Raw genomic sequence first — 15,431 nt, forward strand, 5'->3', positions numbered from 1 at the left:
ACCAGCAACCCCGGTCCAATCGAACGGGTCGCGTGATGCGATGGGAATACACTCGGCGCGCGGCCCGACGCCGCAGTCGCGCATACATGTATTTCTACTGCATGACAACGTGCGATGGGGTTTCACCCTTCCCGATACGGTTGCGATCATGGCCACTGCACCGCCGGACCCGAACCTTGCCGCCGGAGAACCGGGGGCCGTCGTCTGGACCGACCGCTTCCTGGACTACTCGTGGACCCCCGAGCATCCGATGAAGCCGGTCCGGTTGCGATACACGATGGCGCTGGCGCGAGCCCTCGGAGTGCTCGACGGTATCGAACTCCTGGACCCCGGCGCGGCCGATACCGCCGATCTACTCCGGGTGCACACGGGGGACTACATCGATGCGGTCCGCGCGGCGGTGCCGCGGCAGACAATCGGAGATCCGCCGACAGATCCGCCGTACGGGCTCGGATCCACCGACAACCCGGTGTTTCCCCGGATGCACGAGGCCGCGTCGGTGATCGTCGGCGGGACACTGGCGGCGGCCCGGGCCATCGCTACGGGCGCCACCCGCCGGGCGGTGAGTATCGGCGGGGGGATGCACCACGCCATGCCCGGCCGGGCCGCCGGGTTCTGTGTCTACAACGACGCGGCGGTGGCCATTTCCTGGCTGCTCGACCACGGTTTCGATCGGATCGCCTACCTCGATGTGGATGTTCACCACGGCGACGGCGTGCAGCACGCGTTCTATCGCGATCCCCGGGTTCTCACCGTCTCCATCCATCAGCATCCGGCCACGTTGTGGCCGAACACCGGCTGGCCGGACGAGACGGGCAGCGGTCCCGGCGACGGCACTGTGATCAATCTCCCGCTGTTGCCGGGCACCCGTGACCCGCAATGGTTGCGGGCCTTCCACGCGGTGGTGCCGGGCGCGGTAGCGGCGTTTCAGCCCCAGCTGGTGGTCAGCCAGTGCGGGGTGGACACCCATCGCGAGGATCCACTCGCCGAGCTCGAGTTGGGTATCGAGGGACAGCGGGCGGCGTTCCTCGCCATGCGGGAACTGGCCGATCGCTACGCCGAGGGCCGCTGGCTGGCGGTCGGCGGTGGCGGGTACGGCCTGGTCCGGGTGGTGCCGCGGGCCTGGACTCATCTGCTGGCCATCGCGCTCGACCGCCCGGTGGACCCGACGACCGCGATACCGCAGGATTGGATCGATCTCGTGCTCACCGACAGGCCGCGGATATCGCCGCCCCGCACCATGGGCGACGGTGCGGATATCGCGTTCCGGCGCTGGGACGGTCCCGGGGGGACCGCGGAAACCGGGGACGCCCGGCTCGATCGCGCCCAGCGTGCGGTCGATACGGCCGTTCTCGCCACTCGCCGAGCCTGCTTCGGCCCGCTCGGCCTGGACCCGGAGGATCCGCGTGACTGACCCCATCGACAGCGTTCCCGACGAAACGCCGCCCGCACCGCTGCACTGGCAGGCCGACGTGCTGGCCTCCGACGGCGGTGTGGTGCGGTTGCGCCCCATCACTCCCGCCGATGCCGAGGAACTACAGCGGTTTCATACCGCGCTGTCCGAGCGCAGCCGCTATCTAAGGTATTTCGGGCCCTATCCGCGGATCTCTCCGAAGGATCTGCATCGCACCACCCATGTCGACTATCACGACCGGGTCGGGCTGGTAGTCGCACTGGGGGAGGCGATCATCGCCGTCGGTCGCTATGAACTGCTCGACCGGACCGGTCCCCGGGCGGCCGAGGTCGCATTCGTGGTGGCCGACGAGCACCAGGGGCGCGGTCTGGGATCCATCCTGCTGGAACATCTGGCCGGTGCGGCCGCGGAGAACCGGATCGAGACCTTCGTCGCCGAAGTGCTGGCCGAGAACACGGTGATGGTCACCGTATTCCGCGAAGCGGGCTACCAGGTGGAGCGCAGCCGTGACGGTTCGGTGCTACATCTGGAATTCGCCATCGACCCCACCGAGGCGTTGCGTTCGGTTCGCGACGCGCGGGAACGCGCATCGGAAGCACGCAGTGTGGGCAACTTGCTGGCCCCGCGTTCGGTGGCGGTGATCGGCGCGACCCCGAGCACCGGCCGGGTCGGTGGTGTGGTGCTCGCGAACCTGCTGGACGGAACGTTCCAGGGCGCGGTGTACCCGGTGAACCCCGAGCGGCGTTCGGTGCGCGGTGTGCACGCCTATCCGACGGTTCGCGATATTCCCGACGAGGTGGATCTGGCAGTCGTCGCGGTCCCGGCGGCCTCGATCGGTTCGGTGCTCGACGATTGTATGGCCAAGGGCGTCAAGGGGCTGCTGGTCTTATCGGCGGGTTTCGGAGAGACGGGGGAGCAGGGCCGCACCGCGGAGGCCGAACTCGTCGCGGCCGCCCGGCGGCACGGAATGCGAGTGGTGGGGCCGAGCGCACTGGGTATCGCCAACACCGATCCGGCGGTGGGGCTGAACGCCACGCTGGCCACGCTGCTGCCGGGGCGTGGCCGGATCGGATTCTTCTGCCAGTCGGGCCCCCTCGGTGTCGCGATCCTGGCCGAAGCCGCCACGCGCAACCTGGGGTTGTCCACGTTCGTCTCCGCCGGCAACCGCGCCGACGTCTCCGGTAACGATCTACTGCAGTACTGGGACACCGACGCCGATACCGATGTGATCTTGCTGTATTTGGAAAGCTTCGGCAATCCGCGCAAATTCTCCCGGATCGCTCGCCGGGTGGCCCGCAACAAACCCATTGTCGCGGTGAGTCCCAGCCGGCTGGCCGCCCGCGGGGTGTCCGGCGGTGAGCTGGATCGCTCCATCGTGCGCGATCTCTTCGCACAGTCCGGTGTGGTGCAAGCTGATTCGATTTCGGAGATGTTCGATTGCGCGGCGCTGCTGGGCTATCAGCCGCTGCCGCGCGGTCCGCGGCCGGCGGTAGTGGGTAACAGCACCGCGCTCAACTGGCTCACCTCCGATGCCGCACGCAGCGAAGGACTCACCGTCGTGGATCCGGTGGATCTGGGTCCACAAGCCACGCCCGAGGACTACCGAACCGCTGTCGCCGCGGCGCTCGAATCCGACGAGACCGATGCGGTGATCGTCATATTCGCGCCGCCGATTCCGCTGCCGCAGACCGGATATGCCGAGGCGATCCGGGCGGCCGTGGCATCGGTACCCGAAGCCAAACCAGTGCTCACCACATTCGCCGGCGGCGACGGTATCCCCAACTTGCTGGCCGTACGCGGTCCGGGTGCGGCCGCGATCCGTGGTTCGATCCCGTCCTTCCCGGATCCGGCGCGGGCCGTGCGCGCCCTGGCCCGGGTGCACCGATACGCCCGCTGGCGCGATCTGCCTGCCTCCCAACCCTCGGATGCCGCCCACACCAATGGCGAGAACGGGCGCCCGGCGGGTATCGAGAGCGAGCGGGCCGTCCGGTTGATGGCGGACTGGAACACCGCCCCGGCCGGGCGGTGGTTGACCGATGACGAGACGGTGCAACTGCTGGAGTGTTACGGCGTTTCCGTGGTGGAATTCCGAGCGGTCCGGGACGCGGAGGCGGCTGTGGCGGCCGCGGCGGAATTGGGCTATCCGGTGGCTGCGAAGGCGACCAACGAGAGCTGGCGGCGCCGCCCCGACATGAGCTGGGTTCGTCTGGACCTGTGGCGCTCTGATTCGGTCCGCCAGGCTTATCGTGATCTTGTGGATCTGTGCGGAGATCCACTCCTGCACATCCAGCGCATGGCGCCCAAGGGGGTCGGGTGTGTGCTGAAAGTGCAGGACGATCCGGCTTTCGGTTCGGTGATCGAATTCGGCCTGTCCGGTCCTATCATCGAACTGCTCGGCGACCGGGCTTATCGTGCACTCCCGCTTTCCGCCCAGGAAGCGGCAGCACTGATCGATGCGCCGCGCGCCGCGCCGCTACTGAACGGAACCCCGGCCAGCCCGCGGGTGGACAAGGCGGCTCTGATCGAACTCACCCTACGAATTTCGGCAATGTTCGATGATCTGCCCGAGATGCGGGAGCTGTCGTTCGAGCCCGTCCTGGCTGCCCCCGAGTCCGCGGCGATTCTCTACGCCCGTGCGCGAATCGGGCCGCAGCCCAGCCGATTCGACACGGGCCCGCGTCGTTTGGGATGAAATCCGGCGGCCCGGGCGGTATACGACCGATGATCCGCGTGGGTGAGAATGCGCCGCCCGGCCCGCCGATCTGGAGGGGTACAGGTCGGCGGGCCGGAACGGCGATCGGTGACCGAGGGTCACCGGGCCGATCGGTCGATTCCCGGTTCTGCGCGGGCGGCCGCTCAACGCCCGCCATCACCTGCCGATCCGAACAGTGTGACCGGCCGAAATCGGCCGGTCACCGGTTTCCGGCGCAGCTATCAGCTGGCGTATGCGCGCAGCCGGTCGGCCCGTTCGCCCTTGCGGAGTTTGGACATGACCTCACGCTCGATCTGCCGGACACGTTCCCGGGACAGGCCGAACAGTTTGCCGATCTGGTCCAACGTGCGCGGCTGACCGTCGTCCAAGCCGAACCGCAGCCGGATCACCTGCTGTTCGCGTTCGTCCAGGGTGTTCAGGACACTGCGGACATCGTGGTGGAGCAGGCCGGCGATGACGGCGTTCTCTGCCGAGGTGGCCTCGGAATCCTCGATGAAGTCGCCCAAGGGGGCCTCTTCGTCGTTACCGACCGGCATATCCAGGCTCACCGGGTCACGGCTGTGGTCGAGCAGATCGGCGATCTTCTCCACCGCGATACCGGATTCCGCCGCCAACTCGGCGTCGGTGGCCTCCCGCCCGAGCTGCTGGTGGAGTTCGCGCTTGATCCGGGCGAGTTTGTTGACCTGCTCGACCAGGTGGACCGGCAGCCGGATGGTGCGGCTTTGATCGGCCATACCTCTGGTGATCGCCTGGCGGATCCACCAGGTGGCGTAGGTCGAGAACTTGAAGCCCTTCGCGTAGTCGAACTTCTCCATCGCGCGGATCAGGCCCAGATTGCCTTCCTGGATGAGATCCAGCAGCGGCATCCCCCGGCCCGTGTACCGCTTGGCGAGCGAGACGACCAGGCGCAGGTTGGCTTCCAGCAGGTGCGATCGCGCGGCTCGGCCCTCCCGGACGACGATCGCCAGGTCACGCTTGCGGGTCGCCGACAAACGCTTGCCGGTTTCCAGCAGGTGCTGGGCGTAGAGACCCGCCTCGATGCGCCTGGCCAGTTCGACTTCGTCGGCAGCTGTGAGCAGTGCGGTCCGGCCGATTCCGTTCAGGTACACGCGTACCAGGTCGGCGGCGGGGCTCTGAGCGTCGAGGTCCATATCACTGGGGCGCACACGAGTGGTGGCGGGGCTTGTCATGACTTGCCTCCTGTCGGTGGTGTCTCACTCCGAACAACGGACCCGACATAGGGAAAGTTCCCTCGCCGGGTGCGGATAAACCGCTCTGAACTGCGGTTTTCATGGTGGCGTTCTGAGAAGTTCCTGAGAAGGAGAGCCCATCGGCAGACGGTGCTACACGTTGCCGGGCTGTGCCCCTAACGTGGTACGGGATGGATCAACCCGTGCCTCACCAGTCCGGTGACCACGCCGAGAGCTGCTTCCGCGAACTCGGGAGAGGCCTTCCGCGCTCCCTGTGACAGTGCCAGCAGTTCGATCAGTTCGTACAACGGCAGGCCGTCGGGGCGCATTCCCGCCAGCAGCGAGACGGTCGTCTCGTCCACCTCGTGCTGCCAGCGCGGCCCGTCGCCGCGGTGCAGGCGGGCAACCTGCTGTTCCCAGCCCTCGGGGCCCGGCAGCGACACCCGCTCGAGCGCGGTCGCCGGATCGACCCGGTACCGGGACCGCCAGGCCCGCGCCGGATCGGCGGCGATATCGCGTAACCAGGCCGAGCGTTCGAAATGGGCCAGCGCTTCCGTGCCGAGCGGATCGTCGAAGCCGTGAGTGAGGTTCTCGGCCAGCAGTTCGGTGGGCGCGTCCACGGCACGCAGATAGACGAATCCGAATCCGATCCCGGCGACCCCGGCCTCTTCCAGCGCCGTCAGCCAATCGCCGGCCCGCTGCTGAGCCTCGGGGCTGCGCGGGTCGAGACCGGCATCGCGCAGCCAGGTCCCCACGTACAGCGCGGGATCGGCGATATCGCGTTGTACGACCCAGGCATCGATACCGTGCGCGGGCAACCAGCCGGAGATCCGCTGCCGCCAGTCCTGGTCCTCTGTGTGTACCCAGGCGGCCAGCACCGCAGCGGTCCCACCGGGCGCCAGCAGCTCGGGCACACCCGAGATCACCAGTTCGCTCGCGCCGTCGAGGGCGAGACCGGAATCACGGTAGGTGTGCTCGATCCGGGCGGGGCCGACCACGAACGGCGGATTGGCCACCACCCGGTCGAAGCGGCGTCCGGCGACCGGCTCGAACCACGACCCCGGGACCAGGTCGATCTCCAGATCGTTGAGCGCGGCTGTGGCCTCGGCCAGCCACAGTGCACGCGGATTCACATCCGTGGCGGTGACCGACCGGGCATAGGACGCGGCGTGCACTGCCTGGATACCGCAGCCGGTGCCCAGGTCCAGTACGGATCCGACCGGGGCGGTGGGTGTGGCCCGCACCAGGGAGAGCGAGGCATGGCCGACCCCGAGCACATGGTCCTCGGTCAGCGTGCGCCGCTGCATCGAATCGTCCAGGTCGGACAGGATCCAGCGATTACCCGCACCGATATCGGTCGGGCGCAGATCCAGTGCCGCGCGGATATCACTTCCGGTCCGGGTGAGCAGGCCCGCCGTCACGGCATCGTCTATCCGTACCGGGGCCAGCGCGGCGGCGGCCTCCTGCTCGTCGAGTGCGTCACCGAGCAGCAGCAGGCGGACGAGAGCGCCCAGGTCACCCGCCTCGCGGGCGGCCCGGCGCACCGGTACCGGTTCCCCGCGGCCCAATGCGCTGTGTGCCTCCTCGCCCAGCGCGCCGAGCAGGGTGTCGGCGTCGTAACCCACCCGGCTCAGAGCGGTGCGCAACTGCGGGGCCAGGGCGGTCAGCGGTGATCGGACGGTCGATCCGTATGTGGGCACAGCGGTACTCTGCCACCTTCGGGCGCCTGCCCATCCGGCCGCATGCGGTGCTGGGGTACATCACATCTGGCCGTCGATCTCGTCGTGCCGGCGTTCCTCCAGCGCCGGACGGGGCCGGTCCCAGCGACTGGGCTCGTTCTTGTCCCGGGGTGGCCGGTCGTTCGCGACGAGTACCGCGATCCACGGCAGGGGGACCGAAGCGGCCATGATGAGGATCGGGACCAGGGCGTTGCCGAATACCGAATAGGCCACGGCGGCCAGGATCAGTGCCGGGATCCGGAACGCCATGATGATGCTGTACCGGCGGACCCGGGCGCGATGCTGGTCCTCGAAGGAGGGCGCGGCCTCGGTGATCAGCGCCGCGTGTTTGGCATCGTCGCCGGGGAAGTATCCGCGCGGACGGGAGGGCCGGGCCGGTCGCGGGGCGCCGAGGTGCTCACCGGGATCGCTCGCACCGGCGTCGTAGTGCTCCGAGCCGCGCCCGGAGTCTTCGCCGTGCTGCTGCATACCTTCGAGTCTTGCACTATCGCTACCATCGTGTACAACGCGTCCGGCCGGCGAGGTCGAGCCAGGCGCCGGGCAGATCACGGCCGCATCACCACATGCCGGTGCCACCCGGTTTCGGGGGCGATCGTGCGAGCAGGGCCGCCCGATGCGGCATCATGGAGGGCGTGAGTACCGATACGCTGGTCCGCCCCGATACGACCACCGACGAGACCACCGGTGACGACATCCCCAAGTTCTTCCACTATGTGAAGAAGGAAAAGATCGCCGAGAGTGCCGTCATGGGCACCATGGTGGTCGCGCTGTGCGGTGAGGTGTTCCCGGTGACCCGCTCGCCGAAGCCCGGTTCGCCGGTCTGCCCCGAATGCAAGAAGGTCTACGAGACTCTCCGTAAGGGCAGCTGAGCAGCGCTCCGGCCGCGCCCGGCCCGGATCCGACCGGTCGGCGGGCCGCTGTGTGCGTGCGCGCTTGCGCCGGCGTGCGGCCGGTTCGACCCGTCTCCGGAATGGACGGGTCGCGGTCGCCCATGCCTCAGCGCGTATTCCCCGGGGCGGGTGTTCCCCCGCTCATGCCTCCCCCGGTCTCTTCGTCGCCGCGCCGGATACCGTGGCGCCGCGGTATCCGATGTGAGCCGGGATCGACCGGATCCGGCTCGCCATCGGACCGCGCGGCGCCGCGGCGTTTGGCCAGCCAGGCCTTGAACTGCTCCATCCGGGTGGCGCGCGCCGGCCAGAACTCCTGAACAGCGGCGTTGAACTCCGCACCCAGGATGACCGCGAAGCCCAGAAAGAACGTGAACAGCAGGAACGCGATGGGCGTCGCGAGCGCGCCGTAGGTGACCCCGGTCCGGGTCACCAGCGCCAGATAGTGGCGCAGGATGTCGCTGGCGGCCATGAAGAACACCGCCGCGAGCAGTGCGCCGCAGAACAGCCGGTGATAGGGCAGGGAACTGTGCAGCGCGAGTTTGTACAGCGTGGCCAGGCCGATGATGAGCAGTAGACCCACCGCGGGGTAGTAGAAAGTGTCGATCAACCGCAGCCCCGGTTCGAGCCACGAGTCGGGCAGTATCCGCCCGATCAGTACCGGGCCCAGAGCCACGAGCGGCAGGATGAAGATCGCCGCGATGAGGAACTGGACGTAGAGCAGTAGAGCGAAGATGCGCTGCCAGATCGGATTCCGGGCGTCCTGCTGGCCGTGCGCCTCCACGATCGCGTCGACGAAGGTCGCCATCGCCGAGGAACCGGCCCACAGTGAGAGCACGAAGCCCACCGATACGAACGCGGCCCGGCCGCCCCCGAGCACATCGCGGATCGTGGGCTCGATCAGATCGGTGACCACACTCGGACTGAACAGGTCACGGCTGAAGGTGAGCGCTTTCGATTCCACGATCTCCACGGTGTCGGGCCCGAACAGGCCGCTCACGTAGCCGAGACCACCGAGTAGGCCGAACAGCAGCGGCACCAGGGACAGGGTCTGCCAGAAGGCCGCCGCGGCGGATTTGGCGAAAATCGAGTCGTTCCAGGCTTTGACGGCCACCCGGACGATCAAGCGGCCTATCTGAGTGAGGGAGCGCCGTACCCACGCGGTACCCGACGGGTCCGTGCCGGGTTCGCGTCCGTAACTGTGCATGGTCTGTCCAGCATCGCGCACCCGGGCGCCCAGCGGTATGGCAGCGGGCAACGTGTCGGGGGTCGATGGGTGAATCACCGGTCACCGGGCGCGGCCCGGGGACTGCTCTGTTCGGGGTGTGATACCCGTCGCGACCCCGCGCCGGTTTGGCGCGACGGCCGCAACGGCCGCTAGTGTTTGTCCCCGTGACCGATGCGAGCGGTGCTATTGCGACGGAGGTTCCGGCCGCATCCCTGCGCGCGTGGCAGCGGCGCGCGCTCACCCGGTACCTAGCGACCAAACCCAGGGATTTCCTCGCTGTCGCGACACCCGGGGCCGGTAAGACCACCTTCGCGTTGCGGGTCGCCGCGGAACTGCTCGCCGATCGAACCGTGGACCAGATCACGGTGGTCGCGCCGACCGAGCATCTGAAGCACCAGTGGGCCGCCTCCGCGACACGCTCCGGGCTGGCACTGGATTCGAATTTCTCCAACAGCACCGGCGGCACCTCGGGTGACTACCACGGTGTGGTCGTCACCTATGCCCAGGTCGCCGCGCACCCTTTCAAACATCGGGTGCGTACCGAGAACCGACGCACGCTGGTGATCCTCGACGAGATCCACCACGCGGGCGATGCGAAGAGCTGGGGCGACGCGGTGGCCGAGGCGTTCGGCGACGCTACGCGGCGGCTGGCGCTGACCGGTACTCCGTTCCGCAGCGACGACAGCCAGATCCCGTTCATCACCTACGAACCCGACGAAGCCGGTCTGCCGCGTTCCCGGGCCGATCACAGTTACGGCTATACGGAGGCGCTCACCGACGGGGTCGTGCGGCCCGTGGTATTCCTCGCCTATTCAGGTGAGGCGCACTGGCGTGACAGCGCGGGTGAGGAGTACACGGCCCGGCTCGGGGAACCGCTGAACGCCGAGCAGACCGCCCGGGCCTGGCGTACCGCCCTCGATCCGGCCGGTGACTGGATCTATGCGGTACTGCGCGCGGCGGATATGCGGTTGGCGCAGTTGCGCGAGGGCGGAATGCACGATGCCGGCGGTCTGGTGATCGCCTCCGATCAGGAGCGGGCTCGCGCCTACGCGGAACTGATCGAGCATCTGACCGGAAACCGGCCGGTCCTCGTGCTCTCCGACGATCCGACCTCCTCGGCCCGGATCGCTGAGTTCGGTGCCGGTACCCAGCCGTGGATGGTCGCGGTGCGCATGGTGTCCGAGGGTGTCGACGTCCCGCGCTTGGCGGTCGGGGTGTACGCCACCAGCGCCTCCACTCCGCTCTATTTCGCCCAGGCGATCGGTCGTTTCGTGCGTGCACGGCGGCCGGGCGAAACCGCCAGCGTCTTTCTGCCCTCCGTTCCGGTGCTGCTCGACCTGGCCGCGCAGCTCGAGGTGCAGCGCGACCATGTCATCGGTAAACCGCACCGCGAGAAGGATGGTCTCGACGACGAACTGCTGGCCGAGGCGAACAAACAGCAGGACGAACCGGGCGAGGAGGAGAAGGCGTTCGTGCCGCTGGCCGCCGATGCCGAACTGGACCAGGTGATCTATGACGGGTCCTCTTTCGGTACCGCGACGTTCGCCGGGAGCGCCGAAGAAGCCGACTACCTCGGTATTCCGGGCCTGCTCGATGCCGACCAGATGCGAGCGCTGCTGCGCGAGCGCCAGGCCCGGCAGGTCGCCGACCGATCCACCGCCGAACCGGCGGTACCGGCCCCGGCAGCGGGCAATGCCGCCGAGCGGGTGGCGACCGCCGACAAACTGGGCGAGTTGCGGCGGGAACTGAACAGTCTGGTGGCGATGCACCACCATCGCACCGGTAAACCGCATGGGGTGATCCACGGTGAGTTGCGGCGCCAGTGCGGTGGCCCGCCGACCGCGCTGGCCACCGTCGATCAGCTCGGTGAGCGGATCGCGGCATTACGCCGGATGTAACGGCCCCGCGCTCACACCTCGAAGAAGCCCGCGGGATCCAGCGCGTTGAGTGGTATCCAGCGCGGTCGTTCCGCTACCGCACCGGAATCGCCCGCCGCGGCACCGTGGTCCGGTTGACCGAACCCCTGTAGATCCAGGCTGAGTCGCGGATCCTCGTCGACGCGGCGCGCGAGATCGTAGAACGTCGCCAGTACATGGACGCAGCGCGCGGTACGCGCACTGCACGAACAGTCGATCGCCGCGAGCTCCGGGGCCACCGGGATATCCGCGGCACGGGCCGCCGCATGCATCTCGTCGGTCAGCAGAGTCGGCGCGGTGCCGACGATAGCGGTCAGCGCGGTGACGGTGGTCCGGGCCGGCGGCGCCAGTTCGATGTGGGTGATCGATGCCTTCCCGCCGCGATGGATGTGCGCGCGGACGATCCGCCCCTCCGTCACCGTGTGGACTCCGCTGTTGCGGGCGATACTGCGGGCCCGGGGGAGCAGCGGCTCGGGGCGGGTCTGCCGGAGCGGCTCGGCCAGCCGGACCCAATCCATACCCCAGCGGGTGTATCCGAATTCGTTGTCCACCATCAGTTTCCCCGCTTCCGGCGCAGTACTTCCAGTAGCTGTTCGTCGTCGAGCCGGGCCAGACCGGCGATACCGCTGCTGTCCGCGAGATCCGTGAGCGCCGACTTCCGGCGCTGCATGCTCGCGATATGTTCCTCCACGGTGGTCGCCGAGGTCAGTGTGGTGACGGTGACCGTGCGCGTCTGCCCGATCCGGTGCACTCGGTCGGAGGCCTGGGATTCGACCGCGGGATTCCACCACCGATCGAAGTGGATCACATCGGCGGCGCGGGTGAGGGTGAGTCCGGTCCCCGCCGCGCGCAAGCTCAGTACCAGTACCGGCGGCCCGTCGGGGGACTGGAACCGGGTGACGATCGCGGCGCGTTCGGCCTGGCTCAGCCCGCCGTGGAAGAAAGGTGCGGTGACAGCGAACTGTTCGGCCAGATGCCGCACCAGGAGGTCGCCGGTGGCGCGGTACTGGGTGAAGATCAGGGTGGGCGCGGAATTATCGAGATTCGCGGCGACGATATCGGTGCACAGATCGAGCTTTCCGGAGCGCCCGCTCGATTCGCCCAGGTCGCCGTCCACGAGTCCGGGATGGTTGCAGACCTGCTTCAGTGCGGTGAGCGCCGCCAGAACCCGGGCCTGCCGCTGTGTCCCGGTGCCGAAACCGTCGGCCACCGCCCGGTCGAGGAGTTGGTCGTAGAGTTTCTCCTGTTCCGGAGTGAGGTCGCACAGGAGGTCGTTGTGGATTTTGGCCGGTAGCGCCGCGGCCACCTGTGCTTTGCGCCGGGAGAGCAGCACCGGTTCGATCGAGTCCTGGAGCCGGGCGGCTGCGGTGGCAGACCCCTGCTCGATGGGTTTGACGAAGCGGCGGCGGAACTGGGCACGATGTCCGAACAACCGGGGCGTCACGAGGTGTAGGAGCGCCCAGAGTTCCTCCAGACGGTTCTCCACCGGGGTTCCGGTCAGCGCGACGACGGCCGCGGTGTCGAGCGCCCGGGCGGCCTTCGACACCTGTGTCCGCGGATTCTTCAATGCCTGAGCCTCGTCGAACACTGCCGTGGCCCACTCGTTTCCGGTGATCCGGTGGCCGTGTAACCGCAGGACGGGATATCCGGTGACGACGATCTCCCCGGCCTCGGTGCCGAGATCGCCGCCGCGCCAGGCCACCGGTCGCAGCCCTGGCGCGAAGCGGGCGATTTCGTGTACCCAGTTGCCCACCAGCGAGGTCGGGCAGACCACGAGTTGCGGGCCGAGCGTGGCCCGGCCCAGCAACAGGCCGATCGTCTGCACGGTCTTACCGAGACCCATCTCGTCGGCAAGGATCGCACCGCCGTGGCGGGCGACGGTCTCACGCAGCCAGCCGATCCCACGTGCCTGATAGGGCCGCAGTTCGGCGTGCAGCACATCCTGTAGGTCGGCCGCGACGGCCGTGGTGTCGCGGAGGGCCGACAGGGCGTGGTCGCGGGTGAGTATCGCGGTTGCCTGGGCGTTGGGAAACGCGTGTCCGGCGAGGGGGAGGTCCGCCTGGTCGCCGGCCAGGATCGCCTGCCAGGCGCGGGTGGAGGCACCGGGATCGGGCGGGACGAGTCCGGCGAAACCGGTGGGGTCCATCAGGGCGCAGTCGACCGGAGTCACCTGCACGGTGGTACTTCCCGCACGGGCCTGCGCCAGGGTCCCGCTCGGTACGGCGAGTTCGAGGGTTGCGATATCGCCGATTCCCGCGGGCGCCGGGCCCGGTTCCCGGCCGGTCCAGGTCCACAGGGCGAACATGTGACGGTCGGGCAGGTAGGTGGTCTCGATGGTCGGCAGTGTGCACCCCTATGATCAACGTATGGCGTACGGAGTAATAGGCCAACGCGTAGGCTACCGGTTTTGTTCCAATACGGTCCGATCGATTCTCGGGCGGCCCTACAAGGCGATGAAAGGAGCTCGATGATCAGCGGCGGCGCCCCGGCGGGCCCGCGGCCTCGTGGCCGCCGTGGCCCGTATCCCCGAAGCGCGGGAACGGCCCGGGTGCCGGCCTCTTCGGCCCCGGGTGCCGGCTCCACCGGGGTGCCCGGGCGCACCGAACACCGTGCCGTCACCGAACTCCGCCCGGTTCGGCATGTGGGCCGACCGGTACCGGTACCGAGTGCGGCCGGCCGGGGGCGGATGTGACCCGCGCGACCGATCCGGCCCGGGCCCTGCTCGAACTGCTGTGGCGGCACGAACTGCCGCCCCGGAGCGGGGGCCGCGGCCCGCGGCAGACCGTGAGCGTCGATGAGGTGGTGGCGGCGGCGATCGGCCTCGCCGACCGGGAGGGCTACGCGAAGGTGTCGATTCGTGCGGTCGCGGCGGAACTGGGTCTGCGGCCGATGAGCCTGTACACCTACGTACCGAGCAAGGACGCGCTCACCATGTTGATGGTCGACGCGGTCGCGCGCGAGGACGCCCCGATTCCCGCCGAACTGCCGGTCCGCGCCCGGCTGGTGGCCGTCGCACAGCAGATACGGGACGAGTACCTGGCCCATCCGTGGTTGTTCGAAGTGCCGGCCTGGCGGATGGTGCTGGGGCCCGGCCGGATGCGGCGCTACGAACGGCACTTGGCCGCAGTGGACGGGGCCGGGCTCGACGATATCGATATGGACCGGGTGATCGCGGTCCTGGGACAGTTCGCGACCGGAAACGCGCGGACTGCGCTCGCCGCCGCCCGCAGCGCGCGGGAGCAGTCCGATGCCGACTGGTGGGAGGCGCACGGCCCGGTACTCGAGCAGGTCATGCCCGCCGGCGAGTTTCCGTTGTCCTCCCGTGTGGGCACAGCCGTCGGCGAGCTGTACCAGGCCCCGGGTGACCCCGACGGTGATTTCGACTACGGACTGCAGCGGTTGATCGACGGCATCCTGCCGGGTTGAGACGTCCGTGGCGGGCGACCGGATAGTCGCCCGCCACGGAAGCGGTGTTCTGTTGTTCGATGTTGTTGTGTCGGACGCGAGGACGGGTCAGAGAGCGGGAGCGGATTCCGTATCGATCACGGCTTCGAGTTCGCGCAGTCGGTCCATGTGTTCGTTCGCGTGATGCTGGCAGAAGAGCAACTCGCCACCTGCGGGCAGAACGGCACGCACACGCGCAGCCGCCCCGCAGCGATCGCAGCGATCGACCGCGGTCAGTGGGGTGCTTGTCAGGGTTCCTGGCATGACTCCTCCGTCCTGGCTTCCGGCACAATACCGTTCACCTGGTGTGAGGCCCGTGGTCACTCCGCGGGCTCGCTTCCGCTACTTCCCAGCAGTGGTGTAACTACTCTGTCAGACGTTCGGGGCATCGGCTTTGTTCCCACTGGGGAACCACTGTGTTTTCCCTAACACGACCAGCGGTTTCCGCCTGTGGCGAACACCGCGGGGCGGGTGTGGAAAACGTAGTACCGCTGCTCCGTACCGACTGTCGAGTTGTGTATCGGAGGTTACCCGTGCCCTGTGACACTCACACCCTTGTTCACCTCTGTACTCCCGGTGAGTGGACACTCGCCCGGGAACGAGGTGCGCATCGGCCCGATTCGCTGCGGTCGGAGGGGTTCGTCCACCTCTCCGCGCCGCAGCAGGTGCACCTACCCGCCAACCGGCTTTTCGCAGGTCGACGCGATCTGTTGTTACTGCGGCTGGATCCCGACCTGCTCGCTGCGCCGGTACGCTGGGAGCCGGGTGCGCCCAGCGACGATCCCGCCGTGCGTTTCCCGCATCTGTACGGCCCACTGCCGGTCGAATCCGTGTTGGAGGTCGACAGCTATCTGCCGGGCCCCGACGGGTACTTCGCGCCGCTGGCCGGCTGACCCGGCG

General features: G+C 68.4%; 13 protein-coding genes. 6 read left to right on the forward strand and 7 right to left on the reverse strand.

Features of this window, described 5'->3' with window-relative positions:
- Window positions 1-148: 148 nt before the first annotated feature.
- Both OG405_RS05465 and OG405_RS05470 read left to right on the forward strand, forming a co-directional pair.
- Window positions 149-1,414: an acetoin utilization protein AcuC gene (locus tag OG405_RS05465; protein WP_327150535.1), complete on the forward strand. Its 1,266-nt coding sequence runs from the start codon at window positions 149-151 to the stop codon at window positions 1,412-1,414.
- Entirely contained in the window at window positions 1,407-4,106 is a 2,700-nt protein-coding gene (locus OG405_RS05470; protein WP_327150536.1) for a bifunctional acetate--CoA ligase family protein/GNAT family N-acetyltransferase, read from the forward strand. The genes OG405_RS05465 and OG405_RS05470 overlap by 8 nt, the downstream gene beginning before the upstream one ends.
- Window positions 4,107-4,348: 242 nt before the next feature.
- Here OG405_RS05470 and OG405_RS05475 read toward each other — a convergent pair whose 3' ends face one another.
- The 3 genes from OG405_RS05475 to OG405_RS05485 all read right to left on the reverse strand — a co-directional run bounded on the left by OG405_RS05475 (window position 4,349) and on the right by OG405_RS05485 (window position 7,524).
- Window positions 4,349-5,317 carry a sigma-70 family RNA polymerase sigma factor gene (locus OG405_RS05475; protein WP_327150538.1) on the reverse strand — a complete coding sequence of 323 codons (969 nt, stop codon included), beginning with the start codon at window positions 5,315-5,317 and terminating at the stop codon, window positions 4,349-4,351.
- A gap of 176 nt (window positions 5,318-5,493) precedes the next feature.
- Complete coding sequence (locus OG405_RS05480; RefSeq protein WP_327150539.1) at window positions 5,494-7,017, reverse strand: DUF7782 domain-containing protein; 1,524 nt, start codon at window positions 7,015-7,017, stop codon at window positions 5,494-5,496.
- Window positions 7,018-7,077: 60 nt separating this feature from the next.
- A complete protein-coding gene (locus OG405_RS05485) occupies window positions 7,078-7,524 on the reverse strand; it encodes a DUF3099 domain-containing protein (RefSeq protein WP_327150540.1) in 447 nt (148 codons plus the stop codon).
- A gap of 164 nt (window positions 7,525-7,688) precedes the next feature.
- Here OG405_RS05485 and OG405_RS05490 point away from each other — a divergent pair, with 164 nt between their 5' ends.
- Window positions 7,689-7,925, forward strand: coding sequence for a DUF3039 domain-containing protein (locus tag OG405_RS05490; protein WP_327150541.1), 237 nt, complete (start codon window positions 7,689-7,691; stop codon window positions 7,923-7,925).
- A 127-nt stretch (window positions 7,926-8,052) separates the two neighbouring features.
- Here OG405_RS05490 and OG405_RS05495 read toward each other — a convergent pair whose 3' ends face one another.
- A complete protein-coding gene (locus OG405_RS05495; RefSeq protein ID WP_442790724.1) occupies window positions 8,053-9,150 on the reverse strand; it encodes a YihY/virulence factor BrkB family protein in 1,098 nt (365 codons plus the stop codon).
- Between the two features lie 185 nt (window positions 9,151-9,335).
- Between OG405_RS05495 and OG405_RS05500 the strand changes: the two genes are divergently transcribed.
- Window positions 9,336-11,069: a DEAD/DEAH box helicase gene (locus OG405_RS05500; RefSeq protein WP_327150543.1), complete on the forward strand. Its 1,734-nt coding sequence runs from the start codon at window positions 9,336-9,338 to the stop codon at window positions 11,067-11,069.
- Between the two features lie 11 nt (window positions 11,070-11,080).
- Here OG405_RS05500 and OG405_RS05505 read toward each other — a convergent pair whose 3' ends face one another.
- Both OG405_RS05505 and OG405_RS05510 read right to left on the reverse strand, forming a co-directional pair.
- A complete protein-coding gene (locus OG405_RS05505; protein WP_327150544.1) occupies window positions 11,081-11,641 on the reverse strand; it encodes a hypothetical protein in 561 nt (186 codons plus the stop codon).
- On the reverse strand, window positions 11,641-13,392 hold the full coding sequence (locus tag OG405_RS05510; protein WP_327150545.1) for a DEAD/DEAH box helicase: 1,752 nt from the start codon (window positions 13,390-13,392) through the stop codon (window positions 11,641-11,643). The genes OG405_RS05505 and OG405_RS05510 overlap by 1 nt, the downstream gene beginning before the upstream one ends.
- Before the next feature lie 383 nt (window positions 13,393-13,775).
- Between OG405_RS05510 and OG405_RS05515 the strand changes: the two genes are divergently transcribed.
- Window positions 13,776-14,513, forward strand: a complete 738-nt coding sequence (locus OG405_RS05515) for a TetR/AcrR family transcriptional regulator (RefSeq protein WP_327150546.1) — start codon at window positions 13,776-13,778, stop codon at window positions 14,511-14,513.
- Window positions 14,514-14,600: 87 nt separating this feature from the next.
- Here the strand turns inward: OG405_RS05515 and OG405_RS05520 are convergent, their stop codons facing one another.
- On the reverse strand, window positions 14,601-14,795 hold the full coding sequence (locus OG405_RS05520; protein WP_029903635.1) for a DUF7455 domain-containing protein: 195 nt from the start codon (window positions 14,793-14,795) through the stop codon (window positions 14,601-14,603).
- A 269-nt stretch (window positions 14,796-15,064) separates the two neighbouring features.
- On the opposite strand from OG405_RS05520, the gene OG405_RS05525 reads away from it, so the two are divergent.
- Window positions 15,065-15,424, forward strand: coding sequence for a DUF952 domain-containing protein (locus OG405_RS05525; protein ID WP_327150547.1), 360 nt, complete (start codon window positions 15,065-15,067; stop codon window positions 15,422-15,424).
- Window positions 15,425-15,431 lie beyond the last annotated feature (7 nt).

Origin of the sequence: Nocardia sp. NBC_01329, from assembly GCF_035956715.1 — a bacterium.
GTDB lineage: Bacteria > Actinomycetota > Actinomycetes > Mycobacteriales > Mycobacteriaceae > Nocardia.